This is a genomic window from Leuconostoc lactis KCTC 3528 = DSM 20202, assembly GCF_014651235.1.
Taxonomy (GTDB): Bacteria; Bacillota; Bacilli; order Lactobacillales; family Lactobacillaceae; genus Leuconostoc; species Leuconostoc lactis.
In genome coordinates, this window is the sequence record NZ_BMWM01000001.1 from 69,105 (window position 1) to 93,416 (window position 24,312).

At 44.2% G+C, this 24,312-nt stretch carries 22 protein-coding genes; 3 read left to right on the forward strand and 19 right to left on the reverse strand.

The window, feature by feature from the left end; genetic code table 11:
- Positions 1-28 precede the first annotated feature (28 nt).
- From IE039_RS00350 to IE039_RS00360, 3 genes are all read right to left on the reverse strand, one after another.
- Complete coding sequence (locus IE039_RS00350; protein ID WP_010005029.1) at positions 29-2,296, reverse strand: glycoside hydrolase family 65 protein; 2,268 nt, start codon at positions 2,294-2,296, stop codon at positions 29-31.
- Between the two features lie 24 nt (positions 2,297-2,320).
- The gene (locus IE039_RS00355; protein WP_189428531.1) at positions 2,321-3,676 is read right to left on the reverse strand and encodes an SLC45 family MFS transporter; all 1,356 of its coding nucleotides are present in this window, start codon (positions 3,674-3,676) and stop codon (positions 2,321-2,323) included.
- Positions 3,677-3,787: 111 nt separating this feature from the next.
- On the reverse strand, positions 3,788-4,732 hold the full coding sequence (locus IE039_RS00360; RefSeq protein WP_189428532.1) for a LacI family DNA-binding transcriptional regulator: 945 nt from the start codon (positions 4,730-4,732) through the stop codon (positions 3,788-3,790).
- Between the two features lie 119 nt (positions 4,733-4,851).
- Between IE039_RS00360 and IE039_RS08465 the strand changes: the two genes are divergently transcribed.
- Positions 4,852-4,986, forward strand: a complete 135-nt coding sequence (locus IE039_RS08465) for a hypothetical protein (protein WP_259651141.1) — start codon at positions 4,852-4,854, stop codon at positions 4,984-4,986.
- Positions 4,987-5,020: 34 nt separating this feature from the next.
- On the opposite strand, the gene IE039_RS00365 is transcribed toward IE039_RS08465, so the two are convergent.
- From IE039_RS00365 to IE039_RS00380, 4 genes are all read right to left on the reverse strand, one after another.
- Complete coding sequence (locus IE039_RS00365) at positions 5,021-5,620, reverse strand: nitroreductase family protein (RefSeq protein WP_189428533.1); 600 nt, start codon at positions 5,618-5,620, stop codon at positions 5,021-5,023.
- Between the two features lie 110 nt (positions 5,621-5,730).
- The gene (locus IE039_RS00370) at positions 5,731-6,255 is read right to left on the reverse strand and encodes a GNAT family N-acetyltransferase (RefSeq protein WP_029509244.1); all 525 of its coding nucleotides are present in this window, start codon (positions 6,253-6,255) and stop codon (positions 5,731-5,733) included.
- A 221-nt stretch (positions 6,256-6,476) separates the two neighbouring features.
- Positions 6,477-7,676, reverse strand: coding sequence for an aminotransferase class I/II-fold pyridoxal phosphate-dependent enzyme (locus tag IE039_RS00375; RefSeq protein WP_010005510.1), 1,200 nt, complete (start codon positions 7,674-7,676; stop codon positions 6,477-6,479).
- A gap of 129 nt (positions 7,677-7,805) precedes the next feature.
- Entirely contained in the window at positions 7,806-8,939 is a 1,134-nt protein-coding gene (locus tag IE039_RS00380; protein WP_189428534.1) for a THUMP domain-containing class I SAM-dependent RNA methyltransferase, read from the reverse strand.
- 59 nt (positions 8,940-8,998) lie between these two features.
- Here IE039_RS00380 and IE039_RS00385 point away from each other — a divergent pair, with 59 nt between their 5' ends.
- Complete coding sequence (locus tag IE039_RS00385; RefSeq protein ID WP_010004533.1) at positions 8,999-9,283, forward strand: hypothetical protein; 285 nt, start codon at positions 8,999-9,001, stop codon at positions 9,281-9,283.
- Here the strand turns inward: IE039_RS00385 and IE039_RS00390 are convergent.
- The 5 genes from IE039_RS00390 to IE039_RS00410 form a co-directional block, all read right to left on the reverse strand.
- Positions 9,275-9,913, reverse strand: a complete 639-nt coding sequence (locus tag IE039_RS00390) for a DnaD domain-containing protein (protein WP_010004532.1) — start codon at positions 9,911-9,913, stop codon at positions 9,275-9,277. The genes IE039_RS00385 and IE039_RS00390 overlap by 9 nt on opposite strands.
- 132 nt (positions 9,914-10,045) lie before the next feature.
- On the reverse strand, positions 10,046-11,353 hold the full coding sequence (gene asnS / locus IE039_RS00395) for an asparagine--tRNA ligase (protein ID WP_189428535.1): 1,308 nt from the start codon (positions 11,351-11,353) through the stop codon (positions 10,046-10,048).
- A gap of 52 nt (positions 11,354-11,405) precedes the next feature.
- Complete coding sequence (locus tag IE039_RS00400) at positions 11,406-12,587, reverse strand: pyridoxal phosphate-dependent aminotransferase (RefSeq protein ID WP_182056086.1); 1,182 nt, start codon at positions 12,585-12,587, stop codon at positions 11,406-11,408.
- Between the two features lie 22 nt (positions 12,588-12,609).
- Positions 12,610-13,143: a cell wall elongation regulator TseB-like domain-containing protein gene (locus IE039_RS00405; RefSeq protein ID WP_010005381.1), complete on the reverse strand. Its 534-nt coding sequence runs from the start codon at positions 13,141-13,143 to the stop codon at positions 12,610-12,612.
- Between the two features lie 38 nt (positions 13,144-13,181).
- Positions 13,182-15,587 (reverse strand): exonuclease domain-containing protein, encoded by a 2,406-nt coding sequence (locus IE039_RS00410; RefSeq protein ID WP_189428536.1) that lies wholly within the window; start codon positions 15,585-15,587, stop codon positions 13,182-13,184.
- A gap of 156 nt (positions 15,588-15,743) precedes the next feature.
- Here IE039_RS00410 and mvk point away from each other — a divergent pair, with 156 nt between their 5' ends.
- Complete coding sequence (mvk, locus tag IE039_RS00415; protein ID WP_048701856.1) at positions 15,744-16,676, forward strand: mevalonate kinase; 933 nt, start codon at positions 15,744-15,746, stop codon at positions 16,674-16,676.
- A gap of 26 nt (positions 16,677-16,702) precedes the next feature.
- Here the strand turns inward: mvk and IE039_RS00420 are convergent, their stop codons facing one another.
- The 7 genes from IE039_RS00420 to IE039_RS00450 all read right to left on the reverse strand — a co-directional run bounded on the left by IE039_RS00420 (position 16,703) and on the right by IE039_RS00450 (position 24,294).
- The gene (locus IE039_RS00420) at positions 16,703-17,692 is read right to left on the reverse strand and encodes an aldo/keto reductase (RefSeq protein WP_029509232.1); all 990 of its coding nucleotides are present in this window, start codon (positions 17,690-17,692) and stop codon (positions 16,703-16,705) included.
- A gap of 3 nt (positions 17,693-17,695) precedes the next feature.
- Positions 17,696-18,589 carry a GDSL-type esterase/lipase family protein gene (locus IE039_RS00425; protein ID WP_010004566.1) on the reverse strand — a complete coding sequence of 298 codons (894 nt, stop codon included), beginning with the start codon at positions 18,587-18,589 and terminating at the stop codon, positions 17,696-17,698.
- A complete protein-coding gene (locus IE039_RS00430) occupies positions 18,586-19,560 on the reverse strand; it encodes a ribose-phosphate diphosphokinase (protein WP_189428537.1) in 975 nt (324 codons plus the stop codon). The genes IE039_RS00425 and IE039_RS00430 overlap by 4 nt, the downstream gene beginning before the upstream one ends.
- 43 nt (positions 19,561-19,603) lie before the next feature.
- Entirely contained in the window at positions 19,604-21,991 is a 2,388-nt protein-coding gene (gene recD2, locus IE039_RS00435; RefSeq protein WP_189428538.1) for an SF1B family DNA helicase RecD2, read from the reverse strand.
- A gap of 39 nt (positions 21,992-22,030) precedes the next feature.
- The gene (locus IE039_RS00440) at positions 22,031-22,684 is read right to left on the reverse strand and encodes a histidine phosphatase family protein (protein WP_010004077.1); all 654 of its coding nucleotides are present in this window, start codon (positions 22,682-22,684) and stop codon (positions 22,031-22,033) included.
- A gap of 1 nt (position 22,685) precedes the next feature.
- Positions 22,686-23,024, reverse strand: coding sequence for a DUF1831 domain-containing protein (locus IE039_RS00445; protein WP_010000266.1), 339 nt, complete (start codon positions 23,022-23,024; stop codon positions 22,686-22,688).
- 154 nt (positions 23,025-23,178) lie between these two features.
- A complete protein-coding gene (locus IE039_RS00450; RefSeq protein WP_010004078.1) occupies positions 23,179-24,294 on the reverse strand; it encodes a BMP family lipoprotein in 1,116 nt (371 codons plus the stop codon).
- Between the last annotated feature and the right edge of the window lie 18 nt (positions 24,295-24,312).

The window sequence follows — 24,312 nt, forward strand, 5'->3', positions numbered from 1 at the left end:
ACTTCAAGTCAAATGTGTCACAACACGCTTACTTGTCTGACTTTGACAATGTCACTTCTTCTCCTGAAAGGTTAATTGTCAATGGGTCACCACTAATAAGCTGCACATTGGCACCAATTTGGTCAACTGATACTTCCAAGACATGACCACGGAAGACCAAACGGAAGCTGTACTTGTCCCACTTCTTTGGCAAGAATGGCTTCAAGTGCAATTGACCATCACGAACACGCATACCAGCAAAGCCTTGGACAATTGCCAACCATGAACCTGTCATCGCTGTGATGTGAAGGCCATCTTCTGTATCGTTGTTATAGTTATCCAAATCCAAACGCGCCGCACGTTCATACATTTCAACAGCCTTATCTGACATTTCAAGATCAGCAGCCAAAATGGCGTGAACAGATGGTGACAATGATGATTCATGCACTGTCAATGGTTCGTAGAATTCAAAGTTTTGACGCTTTTCATCTTCAGTAAAGGCATCTGGGAAGTAGAACATCGCATGCAATGTATCTGATTGCTTAATATATGGTGAGCGCAAGATACGATCCCATGACCAGTTTTGGTTAATTGGGCGAATATCTTGAGGCATATCAGCAATTGGTGTCAAATCCTTATCCAAGAACGTATCGTGTTGTTCAAAGATATGGTAGTCCTTGCCCTTAAGCGTGATATCTGCTTCTGGCAAATACATCTTAGCCACAATGTCTTGCCACTTCTCAAGTTCGTCAGCTGACACATTCAAACGTGCCTTTTGATCATCTGCAATGTCATCGTAGTTATCCAACGCATACTGCAAGACCCACTTAGCCATCCAGTTAGTGTAGAAGTTGTTGTTGACGTTGTTTTCGTATTCGTTTGGTCCCGTGACACCATGAATCATGTATTGTCCGTGACGTTCAGAATAGTGCACACGATCAGCCCAGAAACGCGCAATGTTGTACAAAACTTGCGCCCCATCACCTGTCAACCATGAACGATCACCGGTAATGTTAGTGTAGTTATAAATCGCATAAGCAATCGTTGAATTACGGTGAATTTCTTCAAACGTAATTTCCCATTCGTTGTGTGATTCAATGCCATCAAAGGTTACCATTGGATACAAAGCACCTGCTAGGCCTTGTTCCTTAGCGTTATGGAAAGCACCATCAAGTTGATCAAAACGATATTGCAACAATGACCGTGTCACTTCAGGTTCAGCAACCCCAAGGTAAACTGGGATGGCAAACGCTTCCGTATCCCAGTACGTTGCCCCACCATACTTTTCGCCAGTGAAGCCCTTTGGTCCAATGTTCAAGCGTGGATCGTTACCGTAGTAAGTTGAGAACAATTGGAAGAGATTGAAGCGAATACCTTGTTGGGCTGCATCGTCCCCTTCAATTTGAACATCGGCCTTTTCCCAACGGTTAGCCCATTCTTGGGTGTGTGCTGTATACAAGTCATCATAGCTTTGTCCTGCAATCGCTTGCGTGATTTCAGCACCTGCAGCGACCACGGCATCCAAATCCGCATAATCACGTGATGTTGTCACGACAACACGCTTTTCAAATGTCACTTCGCCGGCTGCTGGCACTGTCAACTCAAAGTGATCAGTCACTTCGGTTGCTGTTTGTGATGCCGTTTGGTTGTCACCACCGACAAAGCTTTGACGGGCTACTACTGTAAATTGTGGCACGCCAAATGGATTTTCAACCGTTTGTGTGGCAATAAATGAGGCATCACCGTCATGACCAGATGACAAAACTTGCCAGAACTTTTCATCATAGTTTGAATCTTCATTGACAACATCTGCATCAATACTTGCATCAAAGCGTACTTGATGGGCTTGACCATCAGCTGATGCAAACGTGTAATGCAAGACGGCTAATTCCTTTTGTGCGACTGAAATCAAACGGGTTACCGTCACTTTGACACCAAATACCGTAAAGGTACGGTTTAAGACACCCTTTTGCATATCCAATGACAACTCAAAGTCTTGAACATCATTTTTCGCCAAGTCCACTTGTTGGTCATCGATATAGAAATCTGCTTTAACAAAATTCAAAGCATTAATTGCCTTACCGAAGTAGTGTGGATAGCCATTCTTCCACCAACCAACACGTGTTTTGTCGGGGAACCAGACACCACCAATATAAATACCTTGGTGCGTATCACCAGAATACACTTCTTCAAACATGCCACGCATGCCCATATATTCATTTCCCAAACTGGTCATTGATTCCTGAAGACGCTTGTCTTGTGGATTCAATTCGTGGGTTGTGACTGTCCAGGGATTAACTTCAAAAATTCTTTTCATTTGTTTTATACCTCATTACGTTTATTATACATCAGCATTAACTGGGTTACTGTGGATTTCCTTAATAAAGGCAACACTTAGCGCACCAAGGAACATCAAGATACCAGATACCAAAATCATGACTGGGAAGCTTGAACCTAAAGCTGGGAACAATGCGAAGCTGGCAACTGAAGCCACAATTTGTGGCAAGCAGATTGAGCCGTTAAACAAGCCCAAGTATGTGCCCATGTGATCACCTGGCAACGCATTTGTCACCATGATGAATGGGTAAGTCATCATACCGGCCCATGAAATACCAATTAAGATAAATGACACAATCAACAAGTATTGTGAGTGGACAAAGAATACTGACGCAAAACCAATTGCGCCCAAGAAGAGTGACAAAGCATAACCTAGCTTGTTACGTGAAGCTGGAATCTTTGACAAAACAAGTGACCAAACGACGGCTGCAACCGCGTAAACGGCTGACATGATACCAAACCAGTTACCACCGTTTTGGTAACCTGCTGTTGTTGGATCAGTCGCATTGAAAATGTTATCAGCGACCGCACCAGTACCATAAGTCCAAAGGTATTGGAAAGCCATCCAGCAGAAGAATTGTGTGACTGTGACTGTCCAGAAAGTCTTTGGGGCACGCTTGAGCAAAGAGAAGAAATCACCATTACCATTTTCAGCCGTGTTTAAAGCATAACCATGGTAAAGTTCGTATGTGGCATCATCATATTCTTTAACATTAAATACGGCGATCAATGAGAAGATAACCAACACAATAGCACCAACATAGAATGAAATGACAACAGAAGCAGGCACTTCACCCTTTGGCGCCGTGTTAGCAACACCAACTGCTGTAAGCAAGAATGGGAAGATTGTTGCTAAGACTGAACCCGTATTTGAGAGGAAACTCTGGATTGCGTAAGCATATGACTTCTGGTCTTCGTTAACCATGTCACCAACAACCATTTTGAAGGGTTGCATCGCCACGTTAGAACTCAAATCCATGAACAAAATTGCAATGGCACCAAACCATAGCGCAGCCGTTGTTGAGAAGCCAAAGCTACCTGAGTTTGGCAACAAGAACATCACAACAGCTGAGACCGATGCCCCAACCAATAGGTAAGGCATGCGGCGTCCAAAGCGCTTTGTCCATGTGCGGTCTGAGAAGTAACCCACAATTGGCTGAACAAAGAGTCCAGCAAGTGGTGGTAGGATAAAGAAGAATCCTAATTTTGTGGGGTCAGCCCCAAGTGTTTGAAAGATACGTCCCATTTGTGAACTCTGCAATGAGAACGCCATCTGTACGCCTAAGAAACCAAAACTCAACATCCAAATTGTGCTTAATGGCAAATTTGGTAGGCCTTGGCCTTTTTGCTTGCTAACCATAATCGTCTCCTTAAATAAAATATATAATATTGTAAGCGTTTACAGTTATTAGTATAAAACATGCTGTAAAAAAATGAAACCGCTTTCGCGATGTTAACGGTAACATGTTTTTTAGTGGCGCGTTGTGTCTCGAATAATCAAATCTGGCGCTAAACGCTGCATCCCTAGCTCCCCATTATTGAGTTGTAAAAACAAATTATCCACCAAAGCTTGCGCAATTTGTTCAAAGGGTTGTCGAATCGTCGTTAATTGTGGTGACGTAATTTGATCAATGAAGACGCCATCAAAACCGACCACCCCATACTTATCCGGTATGCCATGATTTCGTCCCAATGCTCGGACAACGCCCAAGGCAATCCGGTCGGTTGCACAAACAATACCAGTGTTTTCTGGTAAATGTGGCATCAAATTATCAATCAACCGTTCGGCCTCATGCGAATGATTAGCGACCGTATACACCCGCGATACGCGTTTATTCGCAGCCATGGTAGCTAAATAACCCTGTTCGCGTTCGCGCATAAATGGCAAATCAACCTGCATACCAATGTATATAATTTTGTCATAACCGGCCTGAATCAAATGCTGGGTTGCTAGCGTTGTCCCGAGACGGTTATCACTATCCACAAAGGCCATATCATGATCAAGCGGTGATTCCCCATATAAGACAACTGGTACATTTAAGGCCTCTAAAGCGGCCAAATCTGCATGTCGCCAACCACTCGCAATCACCCCATCAATTTGGTGATTGTCCTGAATTTTGGTACTAATTTGTAAGGTATAGCCTTTTTTATTTAAGAGATCAGCTAGTTGTAGTAATAAAATCGCATAGTTTGGTTCAACCGTCACGACATCTTCTAAGACTAGAAATTCAATCACGTAGTGCCGATTTGTCACCAGTGCTTGGGCCATTCGATTCGGTTGATAACCAACGGCTTCAATTGCTGCGCGGACGGCTTCTCGTACTTCTTTTGAAACTTTCTCCGGATGATTGATCACCCGACTCACTGTCATTTTAGAAACATGCGCACGATGTGCGACATCTGCTAAATTTGCCATGTTAACTCCTTTATGTTGCTTATGTTTCTCATTTTACCATGACCCGTCAAGTAAACCACTGCTCTATATTTTGCCGTTAGAATAAGGTATACTATTAGAGACACAAAAGGATGGAAAATATGGGACGTTATCAGATTGACTTTAAGCAAAAACAAGCCGATGCCAAATACAAGTCGGGACAACAAACGCAATTAACAAAGGCTGAAAAAATTTCAGCCATCAAGGCAAAATTGACACAGCAAAAAAGCAAGTAATCCTTATTTAGGATTACTTGCTTTTTAAATGAGTTTAATTAAAAAATTTGAAACGCTCTGCATCGCTCATCATGTCTTTTTCACTAGCAGCTGCTTCAATTGAGCCAAATGGCATCTGGGCGCGTAACCGCCAGTTGTCAGGAATATCAAAGGCCGCAGCGACTGCTTCATCAATCAACGGATTGTAGTGTTGCAGTGATGCGCCTAATCCAGCTTCCGTCAATGCAAGCCAAGTGGCATATTCAGCCATGCCATGCCCTTGTTCTGACCAATCGTAGAAGTTTTCCGCATAAAGTGGAATTTGTTCTTCATACATCTTGACCACGTCGGTATCAGTATAGAACAATACTGTTCCGAAACCGGCCTTAAAGGCGTGGTTAATCTTAGACAACGTCTGCTGATACGCTGCTTCATCTGGCACTTCTTGTTGTAACCGTTGTGCTGTTATATCCCACAACTTTTCATGGGCGTCACCCATCAAAACAACGGCACGAACCGATTGGTTGTTAAAAGATGTTGGTGACTGCTTCACAGCTGACTTCACCAAATCATATAAAGCTTCAGGCGTTTGTGTAACTTGTCGTCCTAACGCATAGATTGAGCGACGTTTTGTTTGTAGATCCGTAAAAGACATGGTGTATGTTTTATAGCAGGGCCAAACCATACTATTACCTTTGCAATAAACTATCACTTTGTGATAGTTCTATCATACCAACTGACTTAAAATAAGTAAACAGCGGCCACTTATAATACCAGTTGATAAGCCCAACGGATGTTGCGATCTTCACCTTCTTGGATGTACACATGCCCTTGTTTTTGAAAACCATTACCAGTAATCACGGCTTGCATGGCAAAGTTTTCTGGATGCGTATCAATTCTAAAATCGCGTTGATTTTGTGCGTAAAAGTATGATAAAATTGCTGTCATAAAACGCTGAGCAAGTTTTTGACCACGGAATTCATTTGACATCGCAAAGCGATGTAGCGTGACATAGCATTTATCATCATTCTGCCATTGGCCAGCCTCGATTACACCATAAACTGGATCTTCTCCGACAATGACGGCCGCGTAGCCAGCAATTGTTTCATCCACAACGAGCACATAACCTTGTTTTAACTCTAAATCGGTAGCAATTGTATCTTGATTGGGATACCCCATTTGCCATTGGTTAAGGCCTTGTTGCTTCAAATACTCTCGTCCATTATCGATGATTGCTTTGATGTCGTGCAAGTCATCTGCGTGCGCTTGGCGCATGTATACTGCTGGCATATTTCCAAAGTATTCAGGGAATATTCTTTAACCCTCACGTTTATTCAACTCCATGGTCTGACTCATTCACGTCGTCATTGATTGCCCGAATACGTTTCCTCCATTTTGGTAGTTCATTCCAAATTAACACAGCTGCTTTGTCATAAAACTGACAAAACAGCTGAGTTAATCATTTAATTCTACCATGATAGCCAGCAAAAAAAAAACAAGTTTATGCACCTTTAAACAGCTGTTGCGCGCGCCGAAGTGTCAAAGCTTTTCAAACGCGACATGGCGTCAACCAGCATGGCCATGCTCGCCGCATAACTGATGCGAATATAACCTTCGCCACCAGGCCCAAAACCGGAACCCGCCACAACAGCAAGCCGTTCTCGAGCTACTAATTCATTGGCAAACACCACGTCATCTTGGCCTAAATCAGCTGGAATTTTAGCAAAAATATAAAAGGCACCGTTTGGACGCACCATATCAAAGCCAAGAGCCGTCAATTCAGTGACTAAAAAGTCACGCCGTGCCTGATAGGCCGCCTTCATACGCTGGGTATCCGCCAAACTACGCGCACAATTGAAAGCTTCGGTCGCCGCGGCCATCGCCGGATTAGATGGGGTCATAATCACAAATCCGTGGACTTTATTAATCTGAGCAATTAACGCTGCTGGCCCAGCCAAAATCCCAATGCGATAACCCGTCATAGCGTGTGATTTGGACACACCATTCACAACAATGGTTTGTTGTGGCAAATAAGTCGCCATGGAGGCGTGTTCCCCTTCATATTGTAGTTCTGAATAAATTTCATCTGAAATCACCAAAACAGACGTTTCTTTTAGCACGTCCGCTAACGCCTGCATTTCTGCTGCCGTATAAGTCGCTCCCGTCGGATTCGATGGATTGGTTAGGAGTAAGACTTTGATGCGGGGATGCGTTGCTAACACCGCGCGCAAACGCTGTGGGGTTAAAATAAAATCATCCTGCGACACATCAACTAATAACGGCTCGCCACCATTGAGGTGTGTCATTTCGGCATATACTGGGTAAGCTGGTGTGGGAATTAACACCTCATCGCCTGGATTTAAGACCGCTGAGAGAATTGTAAACAGGCCCTCAGTGGCACCAACGGTTGTTAAAATTTCCGTGGTTGCGTTGTAATTTAATTGGTAGCGTTCAGCCAAAAATTGCTGAGCTGCCTGTCGCAAAGCCAGTGAGCCCGCAGAGACCGAATAATGAGAATCATCCGCTTCAATGGCAGCCACAGCGGCAGCTTTAATATGGTCTGGGACTGGAAAATCAGGTTCACCAATTGTTAACTTTAAGATATTTGGCAAATGACTGACTTGTTCACTAAAGGTGTGAATTGGACTAGGGACTACTTGTTGCAAACGATCAGAAAAAATGTTTGCTAGTGCAGGATTCCTTTCAACCATAGTTACGCCTCATTTCTTACATATTCAATATTGTTAACCATTCTACCAATATCATACAAAAAAACACGGGTGATCACGTAAAAATAAAAAAGCAAAATTTATGCAGGTTGCACAAATTTTGCTTTATTTTTATTTGGCACGCTTGCCCCAATACTGGAAGTAATCGACGCGCAATGCCCCGTTGTAGAGCTTACGACTCTTCGTTGCTTTCTCACCATAAGCATTTTCAAAGTCTAAATCACTCGTTAAAATATACTTACTCCAACTTGGCAATTGGCGATAAACATCCCCCATTTGCGCATATAGTTCATGCGCTGCATCTAATTCACCCAAGCGTTCACCGTATGGTGGGTTGGCTACAATTACGCCATTTTCTTTGTCTGTCGTCCAATCCTTGGCCGCCAGTTGCTTAAAGACAATATCTTGTCCAAGGCCGGCATGCTTAGCATTTTCAATCGCGATTTGTACCATATTTTCATCGATATCAAAGCCTTGAATATCCAATGTCCGGTCATAATCTGCTTGTGCTTCTGCCTCATCACGTACTGTATCAGATAATGTCTTATCAAACCAATCCATTTGCTCAATATCAAAGTCACGAATTAAGCCAGGCGCAATATTTCGGCCAATCAAGGCGGCTTCAATTGCTAATGTCCCAGACCCCGTCGTTGGATCGACAAATGGTCGATCTGGATGCCAATTCGTCAACAAAACCAACGCTGCGGCAAAGTTTTCCTTTAACGGCGCCCCACCTTTATTGACACGATAGCCACGTTTAAACAATGATGGGCCTGTCGTATCCAATGTGACAATCACATGATCCTTGTCGATCATGACTTCAAGCTGCGCAAAGTAGCCATTTTCAGGTAAACGTGTCCGAATATGGTACGCTTCTTGTAAGCGATTAACGATCGCCTTTTTCGTAATGGCTTGCACGTCTGGTACACTAAAGAGTTCTGACTTCTTAGACCGTCCGGCCACTGGGAATTCTGAATCGTAGTTCAGATAATCTTCCCATGGCAAGGCTTTGACGCCTTCAAATAAGTCGTCAAATGTTGTCGCATCAAATTCACCAACGATGATTTTCACACGGTCAGCTGTTCGTAACCAAATATTAGTGTTTAAAATGTCACGCGCTGTGCCATCAAAACGGACACGATAATTTTCGACCTTTGGGTCATAACCCAAGCGTTCTAATTCTTTGCCGACTAATGACTCAAGACCTGCTGCAGCAGTCGCCATTAAATGATATGTTTTTTCCATTTGTTTTCCTTTATACTAATTAAGTCACATCACGTGACGATAGGTAGGTTTAATTGCACATGAAATTGATTGATTTAACACAACTCACACACTATATGTCCCCAAAAAGTCGTTTATATTGGCAAGATGCGTCAGCAATTTTACCCGTTGCCCAGGTTAAATTTGCCACATCTGGTCCCAATTTGATGATCGTGACCGGCCAGCATCCCATGACGTTATCCCAATTGCAAACGCGCCTGCAAGATATGAGCAGCGAAACACAATTATTTGCGCCAGATGGCCAACCAATTTTTGGGTTTCACTTACAGTTAGAACACCCCGTCCCACACATTATTTTAAAATAAATTGTCATATGTGTAGGTTACGCCGCGCCGCTTTTGCTTTGCAATTTGCGCTTGGGTGGCTGTTTTAACGTTATCCCGTTGCCAATTCACCAAAATTGTTTCAATATAACGTAAACTACGCGCATTGTTGGCAACAGCTTCTTGAATGGCTAATAACATCAAGTCTGGTTCAAAATGATCTTGATCAAACCAGTGGCCAACCGTCTGCATTTCCATCGGTGTCAATGGCCGGCCAAATTCAGCCTCCAACGTTTGGAAAATCTCACGGCGCGTCGATTTCCCATCAGACATGATGGGTTGCACACTAATTTGTTGCCCTTGCAGCAATTTGGCAATCATCGGCGTGAAATCATACGTTTCTACTTGTTTCGTGGTCGCAGCAATCACCATCAGCTCACGCGTAATCAAACTTTTCAAGCGGGCAACCACGACATTTTCAGTCACGTGTAAAATTTGCGCTAAAATTTTAGGCGTCGCAGCATCCCCTTGGCTTTGGATACGTGTTACCTGTAAATATAAGGCTAAATCATCATTATCCATCCCAATTTCTTGGTAGTGTTGCAACAAATCATTACTAATTGCCGTTTGACCTGCTTGAATATATTGCTGTAATCGTTGATCTAATACCATCTGTCAACCTACTTTAATTCCAATACCGTTATAAAAACGTCCAAGTTAAGCTTGGACGTTTTTATCATCTACTTTAGTCTAACATGTTTTGATCAGGGACGCTGAACAAAAGCTGTCTTCGCCCTTTAAAAATCATGGTCGGATACGATTAGTCATTCGTGGGAACGGAATCGCTTCACGAATATGTTCTTCACCCGTGACAAATGTCACCATGCGTTCTAACCCTAAACCAAAGCCTGAGTGTGGCACTGAACCAAACTTACGCAAATCCAAATACCAGTTGTATTCCTCAAGGTCTAAGCCTTGTTCTTCAATGCGCATCTTCAAGTATTCGTAGTCAATATCACGTTCTGACCCACCGATAATTTCCCCATAACCTTCTGGTGCCAATAAGTCGGCAGACACAACAACATCATCACGTGTTGCGTGACGCTTCATATAGAAGGCTTTGATTGCCTTTGGGAAATTGATAATAAAGACTGGTTTAGCAAAGTGATTAGCCAAGAATGTTTCTTCTGGTGACCCAAAGTCAACACCCCATTCAATATCAAAGCCATTGTATTGCAACAACTTCACTGCATCATCATAACTGATACGTGGGTAAGGTAGCTCCGTGTAAGACGCCAACAATGCCTTGTCTCGACCAAGAATATCAAGCTCTTGTTCATTGCGTTCCAAGACTTTTGAAATCAAGAATGAAATATAGCGTTCTTGCAATTCAAGACTCTCTTCTTGATGCATGAAGGCCATTTCTGGTTCGACCATCCAGAATTCTGTCAAATGACGACGTGTCTTTGACTTTTCTGCACGGAATGTTGGGCCAAAAGTAAAGACTTTACCGAAGGCCATGGCGCCTGCTTCAGCATACAATTGTCCTGTTTGTGACAAAAAGGCTGATTCGCCAAAGTAATCTGTTTCAAACAATTCCGTTGTGCCTTCTGGGGCAGAACCAGTCAAAAGTGGAGAATCCAACTTTGTAAAGCCTTCGTTGTTAAAGAATTCATACGTTGCGGCAATCAACGTATTCCGGATCTTCAATGTAGCAAATGGCTTCAAATGACGCAGGTAGAGGTGCCGTTCATCAAACAAGAAGTCTGTCCCGTGCTCTTTTGGCGTGATGGGATAATCATGGCTTTCACCAATGACTTCAATATCAGATACCGCCATTTCATAGCCAAATGATGATCGCGCATCTTCACGGATTTCCCCTGTCACGTACAGACTTGTTTCTTGCTTTAACCCTTTAGCCAGTTCAAAAACTGATTCCGGCACATCTGCTTTGGCTACCACAGCTTGAAAGAATGCTGTCCCATCGCGTAATTGCAAAAAGGCCAACTTACCTGAACCGCGCTTTTGACGAAGCCAAGCTCCAATCTTGACCGTTTGGCCAACATAGTTTTTAGCATCGATAATTTGAATTGTGGGAATATCTTGTGACATGATCATATACACGTGGTTTGTTACCGCACCACCTGCTTCTCCTCTATTTTAATTATATGTATTGTTGAAAAAATTCAGTTAAACGACGAACAGCTTCGTCCAAAACTGCTTGGTCTTTGGCATAGCCCATCCGCAAATAACCTGGCATCCCGAAACCTTCACCAGATGGCATGGCCACGCGTGCTTCTTTCAAGATTTTCATCGACAGTTCACTAGTATCAGCTACCCCAGCCGCCGTCAGTACTTGTGGCTCAACCTTTGGAAATAGGTAGAAAGCACCTTCGGGCTTGACGGCCACTTCAAGGCCTGGTACGTTGTTAAGGGCGTCGAACGTGGCGTTCAAGCGCTTCTCAAAGGCTTGTCGCATCACTTCAACAGATGATTGATCCCCTGTCAATGCCGCAATCGCCGCATATTGTGCAACTGCTGTTGGATTTGATGTCATGTGATCCAACAACTTGTTCATTGCGACAATCACCTCGGAACTGGCTAGCGTCCAGCCAATCCGCCAACCGGTCATCGCATAAGCTTTTGACACCCCATCAACGATAATCATCCGGCTATTTTCAAGCGGTTGAAGTTGCAAGCCTGACGTGAATGTTGCGCCGTTATAAACGAGCTGACCATAGATTTCATCCAAAATGACATACGTGTCATGTTCATTAGCCCAGTCCAAAATCGCTTGTAATTCGTCACGCGTATAAACTTGGCCGGTCGGATTGGTTGGTGAATTCACAATAATGGCCTTAACCGGTGTTGTCAACGCCGCGAGATCAGCGACTGTTAACTTCAAAGCGGCATTATCTGGCACAATTGTTTGCAATTGGCCGCCAGCGAGCTTAATTTGTTCAACATAGCTGACCCAAAGTGGTGCCGCTGCAACCACAACGTCGCCTGGATTTAAGAGCACCTGCATCAACGCATAAAGTGATAATTTAGCCCCAGTCGTCACCGTCACATTGTTACGGGCGATGGTGGCATCGTACCGTTGCTGTACGTGATCTACAATGGCCTGCTTTAAAGCATCTAATCCACTTGTTGGCGTATAAAAGCTGGTTTGATGAGCTTCAATCGCCGCAATCGCTGCTTGAGCAATGTGTTCAGGTGTTTGAAAATCTGATTCGCCAACACCCAAATTAATCACATCAATCCCATCGGCTTGCATGGCCTTGGCTAAACGACTCATTGCCAAGGTAGCGGCGGCTTCGACTGCTTGTGCTCTTTCCGAAATCATTTTTTCTCCTCGTTCCTATTACTTACAGGCCGTTAATAACCCGATAAGGTTTTCCAGTTTTAAAATCTAAGGTCAGGTAATTTAAAGCATTATTTTGCCCCTTATAACTGACTTCCCATACCAACGTTTTTTTGTACTCGCTGATATTTGCAGAATAAATTTTCTTTGGCTGATACGTTTTCAGCAATAATTGTCCTAATTGCTGATTGGTCATCCCATCTCGTCGATCATAAACCGTGACGCGCGAACTATTGCCATGGACAATGGCGACTTTTTCTTGACCACGAGCCGTTGTCCCAACAACCGCATAAGTCGTTCCTTTACGATAATCAGCACTAATTTGCTTAACCGTCGCGATGTCTGTTTTGGCCTTCACCAATTTTTGTAATCGCGCCTCATTTTGTCGCATCGGACTTAACGACACATAAAAGTAACCTAACGTAATGGCTGCCACGACAATTCCGATGCCCGCCCCGACAAACCAAATCCGCGCCCAATGAACGCGGGAACGGCGTTGACGTTGGCGGATTCGAATATCATCTTTAAATTGCATCATTTTGTTTAGTCCTCCAACGCATAGCTAGACTTATTATATCAAAAATCTGTCAAAATTTGGTCATACTGTGCCAGCAAATTATTTTTTAACCCCACGTTGGCTTTGATGTCTGCTTGTGACTTAAAGCGATGACGTTGCATGGCATTTAATTGTGTGACGAGTAATGCTTTCGGATGACGTTGCATTTCAGTTAATACCAAGGCGAGACGTGACACTGGTTGCCAAACTTCCCGTTCCGGTACAATCACAATGTTTGGTAACTCCTGATCGCGTAACCACATGGTTGACATGATTTTTGGTGTGACAATCAGAATGTTTTGCTGTTCGGTATGCCGTTGGCGCTGGATTTTTTCAAGTGAGCCGGTGACCCCTTCCGCAACGAGCCCGTAGTCAGTTGTCAAAACATGTTTTAACTTTTGATACCAATGATTCACCCGTTCACCATCTGGCACAATCATCATAATTTCACCCACGTTATGCTGTGTGAGCGCTTGTAAGTGCGTGACTGGCGAAGTGCGACCCATTTGAATCACAGTTACCGGTTGATTATCATGGTGAATAAAATCGCGTTCTGCCGTCATCTGCTCTGGCACCTCACGCAAAAAGGCACTCACCTGATTATCTAAGTATTCACTAACAACCAAAAGTTTATGGATATGCGCCAAAAAGTGTGTTTGATACGTTGTTGCGACTGGAACGAAGAATGTTCTCGTGAGCTGCGTTTGCCCGTTTTCGTCGTGTTCTTGATCCTGCACCGTCACAAGCGGTTCTTGCTGCAAACGTTTGACGTTGGTCAGTTCGTGCGGTAAGGTCGCCCATGATGCCGGGACAACACCATGCTCGCCAATATCCAAAATCGTCATTAAACGCATGATGATCATTAATAAACGTTCTGCGCGCTTGAGTTGGGTGGTTACCTTATCGGTTTGCAAAATTTGCTTCACTAATTTCAAGGCCTCTGCCACACTTTGTTTGACAAACAACCGCTGCTTATGCGTGAGCCCCGCAACTTCTTGATGCATCAACCCTTTCAAGCTGTTTTTAATGTCTGTCAAATTCAACTGTGCCCGATAATGTGCTGATAATTCATCAACAAACGCACTCGGCGTTTCCATGACCACGACCGGCCATTTTGTACGCTCACGCGCTGCCAAAAGCGGTTGCGCCTGATTAAAGTAAGTTTCAAAATTCATCGTCAACACTTCAGCACGGTTGACCAAACGTTGCGCACGTTGATAGAAAATCCCCTGCTCATTGCCACGCAATGCATCTAGAATCGGCAAATTGGTAGCACCGACTTGGATTTCGTTTAGTAAACCAGTCTGTGTTTGCGTTAACCACACTAAAATACGAGCTTTGAAGAATTGGGCTGGCGACGTGTCGTCAGCTGTTTTTAACAATTGGTTAAAACGTTCAACATCAATATACGCACTTGGATCATGCAAAATGGCTGCCGTAAAATGGACATCTAATAATTTAGCGATTTTCTCCACCAATGCTTGTTGCTGTTGCTGCAAACTGTCATCATTTGTCAACAACACGATTGGACGTGCTTGCGGATCAAAAATTAATGGGACCAAATAACCCAAAGTTTTGCCAATTTTCGGCGCAGTCAACACCGTTAATACACCATCAGCTTTTTTAGTGAGGAACGCATAGACGCGATTCATTAAATCATTCTGGGCTTCGTTTTGGGTTAACCATTGCCCAAATTGCCGCTGCTTCTCTTGCGAAGACCGTGGATAGGCGGGCAACGTCGCTGGTGTCATTGGTGGCACGGGATCTGGTTTCGTCAGGGCGACTTGGGCCACAATGTCAAAATCAGTTTGTTGCCGTTTTGATTTGACCACCCGTAAAAAATCTTGTGTTTGTCTCAGGAGTGGCCACTGCCCAAATTGTAATTGCTGGAGAACAATGACGGGTAACTGCTCCGCCTTTTGCCATAGCTTCAAAAACAGTAAAGCCGTTGCTTGCGCATCAGCATTTGCCCGATGGGCGTTATTAAGCGTAATATTTAAAAATGTTGTCAGATCCAACAACCGATAACCTGGCGCTGTTGGCAACAAAATTTGTGCTAATTGAACCGTGTCAATGGCAGGATTGGTCAGTACTGGAAAGCCTGTCCGCGCTAACTCGTCGTTCAAATAAGGATAATCAAAATTAATATTATGCGCAATCAGCACAGTATCTTGTAACATGTTACGTAGAACTGGTGCGATTTCTTCAAAATAAGGCGCATCACGCACATCTTTTTCTGAAATATGCGTGAGTTGTTGGATGTTGCGATCAATTGATTGACCTGGATTCACAAAAGATTCAAAATGATCAACGATACGGCGATTTTTGATAAAAGTCATCCCAATTTGGATGATGCGCCCACCGCGAGCAACACTCTGTCCGGTTGTTTCTAAATCGACAACAACAAACGTTTTATTGGCGTTCATGGCAAACACCTTTCTCTGAAATTTAGTGATGAATTGCGTTGTTAACTTTGCCCTAATCAGGCAACACTACGACAAACTTAACAACGCAATTCATCTATCATTTTACACTATTTAGAAAAGTGCGGTACAATAGTAAAGGAAATTCGGAGAAAAATCATGATTAGTCAAATGCTTGGGGTGGGAATTGCCCATGCCAAAATTATTTTAGTCGGTGAACATGCCGTCGTTTATAACCAACCAGCTATTGCCATTCCATTAACAAACCTGACCGTGACGACAACAATTCGACCAGCCTTTAGCGGACAAACAATTGAAAGTAGCACGTTTCACGGCGACCTCGATGAATTAGGCGCCAATGTGGAAGGCTTACGTCAGCTCATCCTTAAATTACTGCAATCTTTAAATTTGGTTGATGCCCCTTTCACGCTAGAAATTGAAACAAATATTCCACAAGAACGTGGTTTCGGCGCGTCAGCGGCTTTTGCAACCTCGATCACAAAAGCCTTTTTTGATTACGTGAAGGCCCCCTTGTCACCTAAACAATTAAAACACTTTACCGATTTGGCGGAAGGTATTTCCCATGGCTCGGCCTCTGGTTTAGATGCCGCCACTGTCGGCTCTGACGACCCCATTTGGTTCGTCAAAAACGAGACCTTAACGGCTTTTAAAATGACCTTAACAGGGACACTTGTTGTCGCTGATACAGGCATTCATGGCCAAACGATGCACGCTGTTAATATCGTGAAAAGCAATTTGGATGATGATTATGACCTCACTTGGCAAAAAATTGTCCATTTGGGGCAAATTGCAGAAAAAGTGCGGGCTGATTTAACTCATAATCACCCCGAACACGTCGGTTTATTATTTACGGCGGCACATCACGAATTACAATCACTCGGTGTGTCACACCCTAAACTCGACAACCTTGTCAATGCTGCCCTACATGCTGGCGCACTCGGCGCTAAGCTGACCGGTGCCGGTATTGGCGGCGCAATGTTTGCCCTAGCCAAAAATAACGATGATGCCATCACCATCGCCAATGCCCTCACAAAAGCGGGCGCACAAAATACTTGGATTCAACCATTATAAAAAGCATCCCAACGGGATGCTTTTTTCTATTTCAAAATCGTTTCAATTTGAGCAACTTCGTCATCAGTGAAAGTCATGTTATCACTAAAGGCTAAGTTATCTACCAGATGGTCAATCTTACTTGCCCCGATGACAACAGTGGCAACGCGGCGGTCGCGGAGCAACCAAGCTAATGCCATTTGTGACAATTTTTGACCACGGGCTTGCGCAATGGCGTTTAAGGCGTTCAACTTGGCAATCAAGGCCGCTTTACCATCTTCAAACAAGAACGCATTCGTCCGGTGAATTGGGTAATCTTCCGGAATATCCTCTAAGTAACGATCCGTCAGCAAGCCTTCAGCTAGTGGCCCATAGGCAATCAAGCCCGCATGATTCTCATCCAATACGTCCAACAAACCATCATCAGCGGCTGTTTGATTTAACATGTTATACGACACTTGGTTCCCAATAAATGGTGTGCCAAGTTCATCAAACAGCTTCGCAATGGCGGCTGTTTGTTCAGCATTATAATTAGATACCCCGACATATAATGCCTTACCTTGCTTAACCAACAAGTCCATCGCATAAGCAGTTTCTTCTAAACGCGTGTTGGGATCCCAACGATGCGCATAGAAAATATCAACATAATCTAGTCCCATGCGTTGGAGACTTAAATCCAAGGCGGCTGTCAACGTCTTTTTACCGGAAAACTCACCCAATGGCCCAGGCCACATGTGATAACCCGCCTTGGTCGTGATAATCAGTTCATCACGATACGGCTTCAAATCACTGCGATAGACCTGACCAAAAGTTTCTTCCGCGGTGCCGTTACTTGGGCCATAATTAGATGCATTATCAAAGCTAAAAATACCACTGTCAAATGCCTTCAACATCACTTTTCGAGAATTTTCAAGTGGCATTTGGTCACCCAAATTACGCCACAAGCCAAATGATACGACTGGTAAAATTAAGCCAGAATCACTCACCCGACGGTAAGGTAATTTCTCATAACGTTGTTCATCTGCTGCATATACCATGATTTAAAGTCCTTTCATTATTTGCTCTGCAATAATTTGATGCGCTGCACAATTCGGGTGGACATCTGTCATGGCTGGTAACCATGACTTGGTTTCAATTAACGTGAATTGATCAAAGCGTGCCGTTTCAGCTAAAAACACCTCACGAAACGCCCCATTCAATGGCATCATTAATATAATTTTAGCATTGTGAAAGCGCTTTATCAATTCGAATAAATAGATGCGTAAACCAAATGCAAACGCGGTCGGTGTGGCACCATAGTTAAAATCGTTGGTGCCATAATTCACTAGTACGAGGTTAGTCGTCACTAATGGTCGCGACACATTGTCACCAACATGCCACAAGGCTTCGATCGCTGTTGGGATTTGGTATGGCGCAGCAGCGGTTAAGCCCGTTCCCCCATACGCAATACGCGCCAACGGTTGCCCTAAGGCATCAGCCACCAGTTGTGGGTAGCTCAATTCGGGATGATGCCCATCGGCGGCCATGGCTTCACCAGCAGTAATGGAATCTCCAACAAACGTCACGTAAGGCTGTGCATTTTCAATTGGGGCCACTTCGCCCTGATCAATTGTCATGGCTGTCACATAGACAGGATCTTGCCAAAAAGCTTCACTACTACCTGCGCGATCACGCAACACCATGCGAACCTCGGCCGTCTCTGTGGGTATGGTCACTTGCAAAGTTTGGTCCGTGACCGGCATCTCCTGCCAATCGGCGGCATTAATTTGCACCGCAAAAGTCAACCCGTCGTAGTTTTTAGCAAATGATAATCGCACCACGTGAACATGGGTTGTCACAAAAGCTACTGACGCCCCAAATTGGGTGGTCATCATGCCATCATCCGTTACGCCCCATTCTGGTGACAATAGTCGTATCATGTCAACTGTTTTCATAATTTAACATCCAAGTTATCCGGACTTCTCATAATGTCCTCAATACTTTCGCACGCATCGACCCGTCGAATCGCTTCGGCAAATGTAGCTGCAACTGATAATTGTACTAACTTATCAAAACGCTTATCATCGGGTACTTCAATCGTGTTCGCCACTAATGTTTTTGAAATTGCCGATTTGGCTAACTTGTCAACGGCCTGTTCTGACAACACTGCGTGTGGGGCAACAGCGTAAATATCTGTCACACCAGCCGCCGTTAACGCTTCACTCGCCAACGTCATGCTTGTGCCCGTGTCGATAATATCATCAATCAAAATCGCGCGCTTCCCCTTCACATTGCCAGTAATGCCAAATGGTGCCGTTTGCAAATCTTCACCGACCCGACGATCAATGACTGCCCATTCTGCATGAAGTAGTTTCGCAAACTTACGCGCACGACCAACACTCGCGTGATCTGGTGCTACAACAACTAAATCTGACCCCAACAGGTCATTTTCATAAAAGTAATGGCCTAAAGTTGGCATTGAAATCAAATGATCAACTGGAATATCAAAGAAGCCCTGCACTTGATCAGCATGAAGGTCCATCGTGATAACACGCTTAACCCCTTGTGATTCTAGCATGTTCGCAATCAAACGCGCCGCGATTGGTTCACGTGAACGCGCCTTGCGATCTGATCTGGCATAGCCAAAATAAGGAATCACGACATTAATGGTCTTGGCAGAAGCACGACGTCCCGCATCAATAAAGATCATTAACTTCATAAAATTATCGTTGACCGGATCGGAAATGCCTTGAATCACATAGACATCTCGACCACGAACGGTTTGCTCAATCCGTTCATAAATTTCATCATCGGCAAATTGCCGTACATCAATATCTGATAAGTTGGTGCCTAAAATATTGGCGATTTCATCAGCCAACTTTGGATTACTTCCAAGGCTAAATAAGCGATATTCAGGGGTCGTCATCTTCTATCTCCGTCTCGTTTTCTTAGTTTCATTACACCAGTAATCAGCTGGTTGCCATAAAATCATATGGGGTGACATCCGCCAAACCAATCATTGGCGAGATGGTTTGTGCGGCAATTAGCGCTTCAGTTAGTTGATATTTTTCAGTTACTGGTGGCGGTGTTGGGCGCACCACTGGTGTGACGGTGGGCGCGTTTTCTGCTTGCAGCCGTTGCGTCAACCAAGTTGCCCGCATCGGCACTGGTGTCTGCGCTGCCCGATTAAATGCCGCATATTCTCCAACCAAAATTAAAGCTTCTTTTGCGCGCGTCAGGCCAGTATACAACAAGTTTCGGTTTAGCATTAAGCCAAAACGCGTGGTGAGTGCCATAACCACCAGTTTAAACTCATTGCCTTGTGCTTTATGGACCGTCGTTGCATAGGCTAACGTGAGTTGGTTTAACTGCTTCTTGGGATACACCAGCTCTTTGCCATCAAAATCAACGACGAGGCTATCCTCATTTTCAGTATTACCAGAGTCTTTTTTATAGCGAATGGCGATAATTTTGCCCATATCGCCATTGAAAATATCACGCTCACTGTCATTTTCAAGTTGCAAGACCTTATCGCCCTGCCGAAAAATTGTCTCGCCAAACTGTAAGGATTTTTGACCTGGCTTGAGGGGATTAAACAAAGCTTGCGCCATCGTATTTAACGCATGCACGCCCGCAGTGGTTTTATACATTGGTGCTAAAATCTGTAAATCATCAGCCGTATAGCCTTTGTTAATGGCCGCTTGCACGACTTGCTCAATGGCCGTCACCACTTGATCTGGGCCGACCATAAAGGTCGAACGATCACGTTGGTTGGTCATAAAGTCCTCGGGTAGCTGACCATTTTTAATATGTTGTGCCAATGTGGTAATACTACTACCGCGACCCTGCCGATAAATCGTTGCCAATTCGATATGAGCAATTCGCTGACTGGCTACAAAATCAGCCAATACGTTTCCAGGACCAACCGACGGCAGTTGATCCGCGTCGCCAACAATAATGACTTTCATGCCACTCGGAATGGCAGCAAACAACTTTGCCGTCAATTCAATATCCAACATGGAGGCCTCATCAATAATTAGTAGCCCACCCGCAATTGGATTTTCGGCATTAAATTCCGGTTCATCTAAATCCGAAATCCCCAGTAGCCGATGAATCGTCGTCGCCTCATGGCCAGTAACTTCCGTCATCCGTTTGGCCGCTCGTCCAGTTGGTGACGCTAATTTCACCGCATAATTTTTTAAGAAATCTTGGGTATTATCAGCATATTCCGCTCGTTGCTGCAACAATTTATGCCAAGTTGCCACCATCGTGCGGACAATTGTCGTTTTACCTGTCCCAGGACCGCCCGTCAGCAAGAACACCTGCGCATTCAAGCCAGCTTTTACCGCCGCAATTTGCGTGTCATCTAACTGCAAGTGACCTGGAGTGGTCACCGCATCAGCAATCGCCTCCGGTGTGATATCAAACGGCATTGGAGCGCGTAACAAACGCTTAAGGTCTTGGGCCACTTGCCGTTCAGCTTGGTAAAGCGTTGCCGCATATAAGCGACCTTCATCATCGACTAAAATATGATTGGCAATTAACGCTTCAATGGCTTGGTCAATATCAGCTTGTAACTGCTGATCATGTAGTAATTGCCCGGTGGCTTGTAGCAGTTGTGCGCGCGATAAATAAGTATGGCCATATTGGAAACTGACATTCATCATCGTAGCGTAGACAGCCGCCTGCACTCGGCGCTGATCCGTACGCGCATGACCATTTTTTTGACCAATGGCATCGGCAATTTTAAAGGAAACCCCATCAAATTCAAAAACCAAACGATAAGGATCCGTTGTTAAAATTTCTTCAGCTTCATGGCCGTATTGGTCATAAAGCCGCCCAGCCAAATCAGCCCCCAGGCCGTACTGATTACCAATTTGAAATAAGCGTTCCAAACCAAGGTTCAATTGGAAACTACGCGCTAGTTTTTGCGCTGTTGCTGGTTTAACGATACCGTCCAATACCTGTACATCATCTAAAATCAAGGTGACAGCGTCAAGGCCTAAGTGGTCAACAATTTTTTCCGCCGTCTTTTGACCAATCCCTGAAAATTGCCCACTCGCAAAATACTTAATCAAGCCATTTTCATCGGGTGGCAATTCATTTTCATAATGTGATACTTTTAATTGTTGCCCGTACTTCGGATGGCGGACCACTTGTCCGAAGAAAGCATAAGTACTCCCTTCTTGAACATTAGCAAACGTCCCAGTCACAATAATTTCTGGGGTCTCCCAGTCGGTCAGCGTGCTGTCATCAATTTGCACGGATAAAATTTTAAAATAAGAATCACTGGACGCAAAAATGACGTGTTGCAACGTCCCAGTAACTTTGTCCAATTGGTCAGTTTCAAATGTCATCGTGTGCTTGTTTTAATCCTTCACTGCGCTCGTGTCAACTTAAATGGTGGTTCCGTCATTTTGAAGCTTATTGAGATACATTGTATTATTCCAATCTTCAATTTCAAACTGTTGACCATCAGTCGTTGACAGTACAGTCGTTGATGTATTACTTAAACCACCGCGTTCACGAATCGCCATTCGCGGTGTTTGTAGGAGTTCGTTGATACCAAAAGATAAAGCCATCCCGTGTGAGACAATCAAAATATTGTCCGTTGGATATTGCTGTGCCAGGTTTTTAATAAACCGCGCAAATCGCGCACTTGCTTTTGTATACCCTTCCCCATCAAATTCAGTGCCTTCAAACTGATCCAAATTATGGCGATAATTATGGTAGGCGGTCGCATAGTCAACTTGCACTTGTGCCACCAGTTCACCTTCCCAGCGGCCTAGGCCAACTTCGGCAATATTTGAGCGCAGTGACAAGGGACCACGATAGTTCATTTCGCGCGCAATTTGTGTGGCGGTAATCCGCGCACGCCGCAATGGCGACGCAAATACCCGTGTGAATTCGACGTCTCGCAAAAAGTCGGCGACTTTCACCATATCATCATAACTTGAAGGTAATAAATCAGAATCACCGTTGCCCCCTTGAAAGCGGCGTTCGAGATTCCAAGCCGTTTGGCCATGTCGTACAAAATAAAATTTAGTCATATTAAATCTTTTCTAGCACCCCGCGTGCCACAAGCTCATCAACAAAAAAATGATACAACGGCACCATTTCTGCTGCATGTTGATTTTTAAAAATGTCAACGCGTACCACATCCCCAGCAGAAACAGTACTCATCTTAAACCCGGTCAAATCTGGGTTAACCGTCACTTTTAATTTGACTGCGTTAGCCAATGCTTTTTCCGGTTCAAGCGAGCGATGTAACGTATAGGCGCCGGCATTATTCGTAATGAAGCCTAAGTCGCCAAGCGTATACTTTTTAATCTGTGGACTAAGACGGTAGGTGGCATCACCTGGAATCGTTACTTGTTGATCAAAAGCCATTTCTCATTTTGTGTCGCCAGCAGCATTTTCTGGTCATGCGTCTCACCAAAATTCGCCTGTGACAGACACTTCCTCCTAAAACATACTGACTTTATTATACCAAAAAAGCCCCGCTCACGCGGGGCTTGCTTGTGAAAATCTCTGACTACTTCGGTTAGAACTTTTGATTAAATTGTGAGCCAGCTGGGTGGTTTGGCACTTTAATCGTACCATCAATAATACCCTTTTCCGCTTTATCTACGGCTGTCTTTTGTGCTGGTGTCAATTCTAATTTTGTCAAATAAACACCACGTTCCTTAAGCCCGTAGGCCACTGTTTTGCCACCTGGGAAACTGTGGTCTTTGTTATAGGCATCGGCGATGTTTTTAACACCTGCCCCAACGGACGTGATTGATGAGGCCATCGTTGACGTTTCTGACTTACCATCTTTTGACTTATAAGCTCCATCAGCCTTCTGATCACGGTCAACACCAATAATATACAAACGTTGCTTTGAATCAGCATCCAACTTTGAATTTTCGGCTTTCGCTTCAGTAAAAGCACCATTACCAACAAAACCAGCGGCCGCAAAGATTGTGCGAATGCCTGAGGCGTACATTGCCGCAGCAATCGTCTTACCCTTAGCTGAGTCGGTAAATGAATTAGCATATTGCTTTTCGACCGTTAATGTTGGATCAGTTGCCTTCACACCGGCTTCAAAACCAGCATCAAATGCATCAATAATGTTACCGTGAATACCGCCAATAAAGCCAACAGCCTTTTCGCCGTTTTCCTTGGCCTTAATCGCAGCCGCAACACCAGCTAGATAAGAAGATTGTTCTGAACGGAACATCACTGATGCCACGTTAGGTTGCTTGGTCACAATATCATCGACTAACACAAACTTTTGCTTGGGGTTTAACTTCGCTGACTTAGTGATCGCTTGGTTTAATGAATACCCAATCCCATAAACAATCTGGTATTTATGATTTTTGGTTGCCAAATTAAAGTTTTGGTCCAAATCTGAGTGATCAGTGGTCGTGAAATACGTCACTGGCGCATTTTGTCCCGCCTTCATATGATGTGCTGCCGCATATTGCTTAGCACCTTCCCAGGCAGATTGGTTAAATGAATGGTCATCCACACCGCCGACATCTAGGACCAAGCCAAGTGATGCGGCATTATTTGCCTGCCCATTTTGCGTTGACTTATGCGACAAACCCGTATAAATACCGCCGCCAATAATGGCAATAGCTGCAAGACCTGCAATGATTTTAGTTGATTGTTTCATGGTGATTGTTCTCCCTTT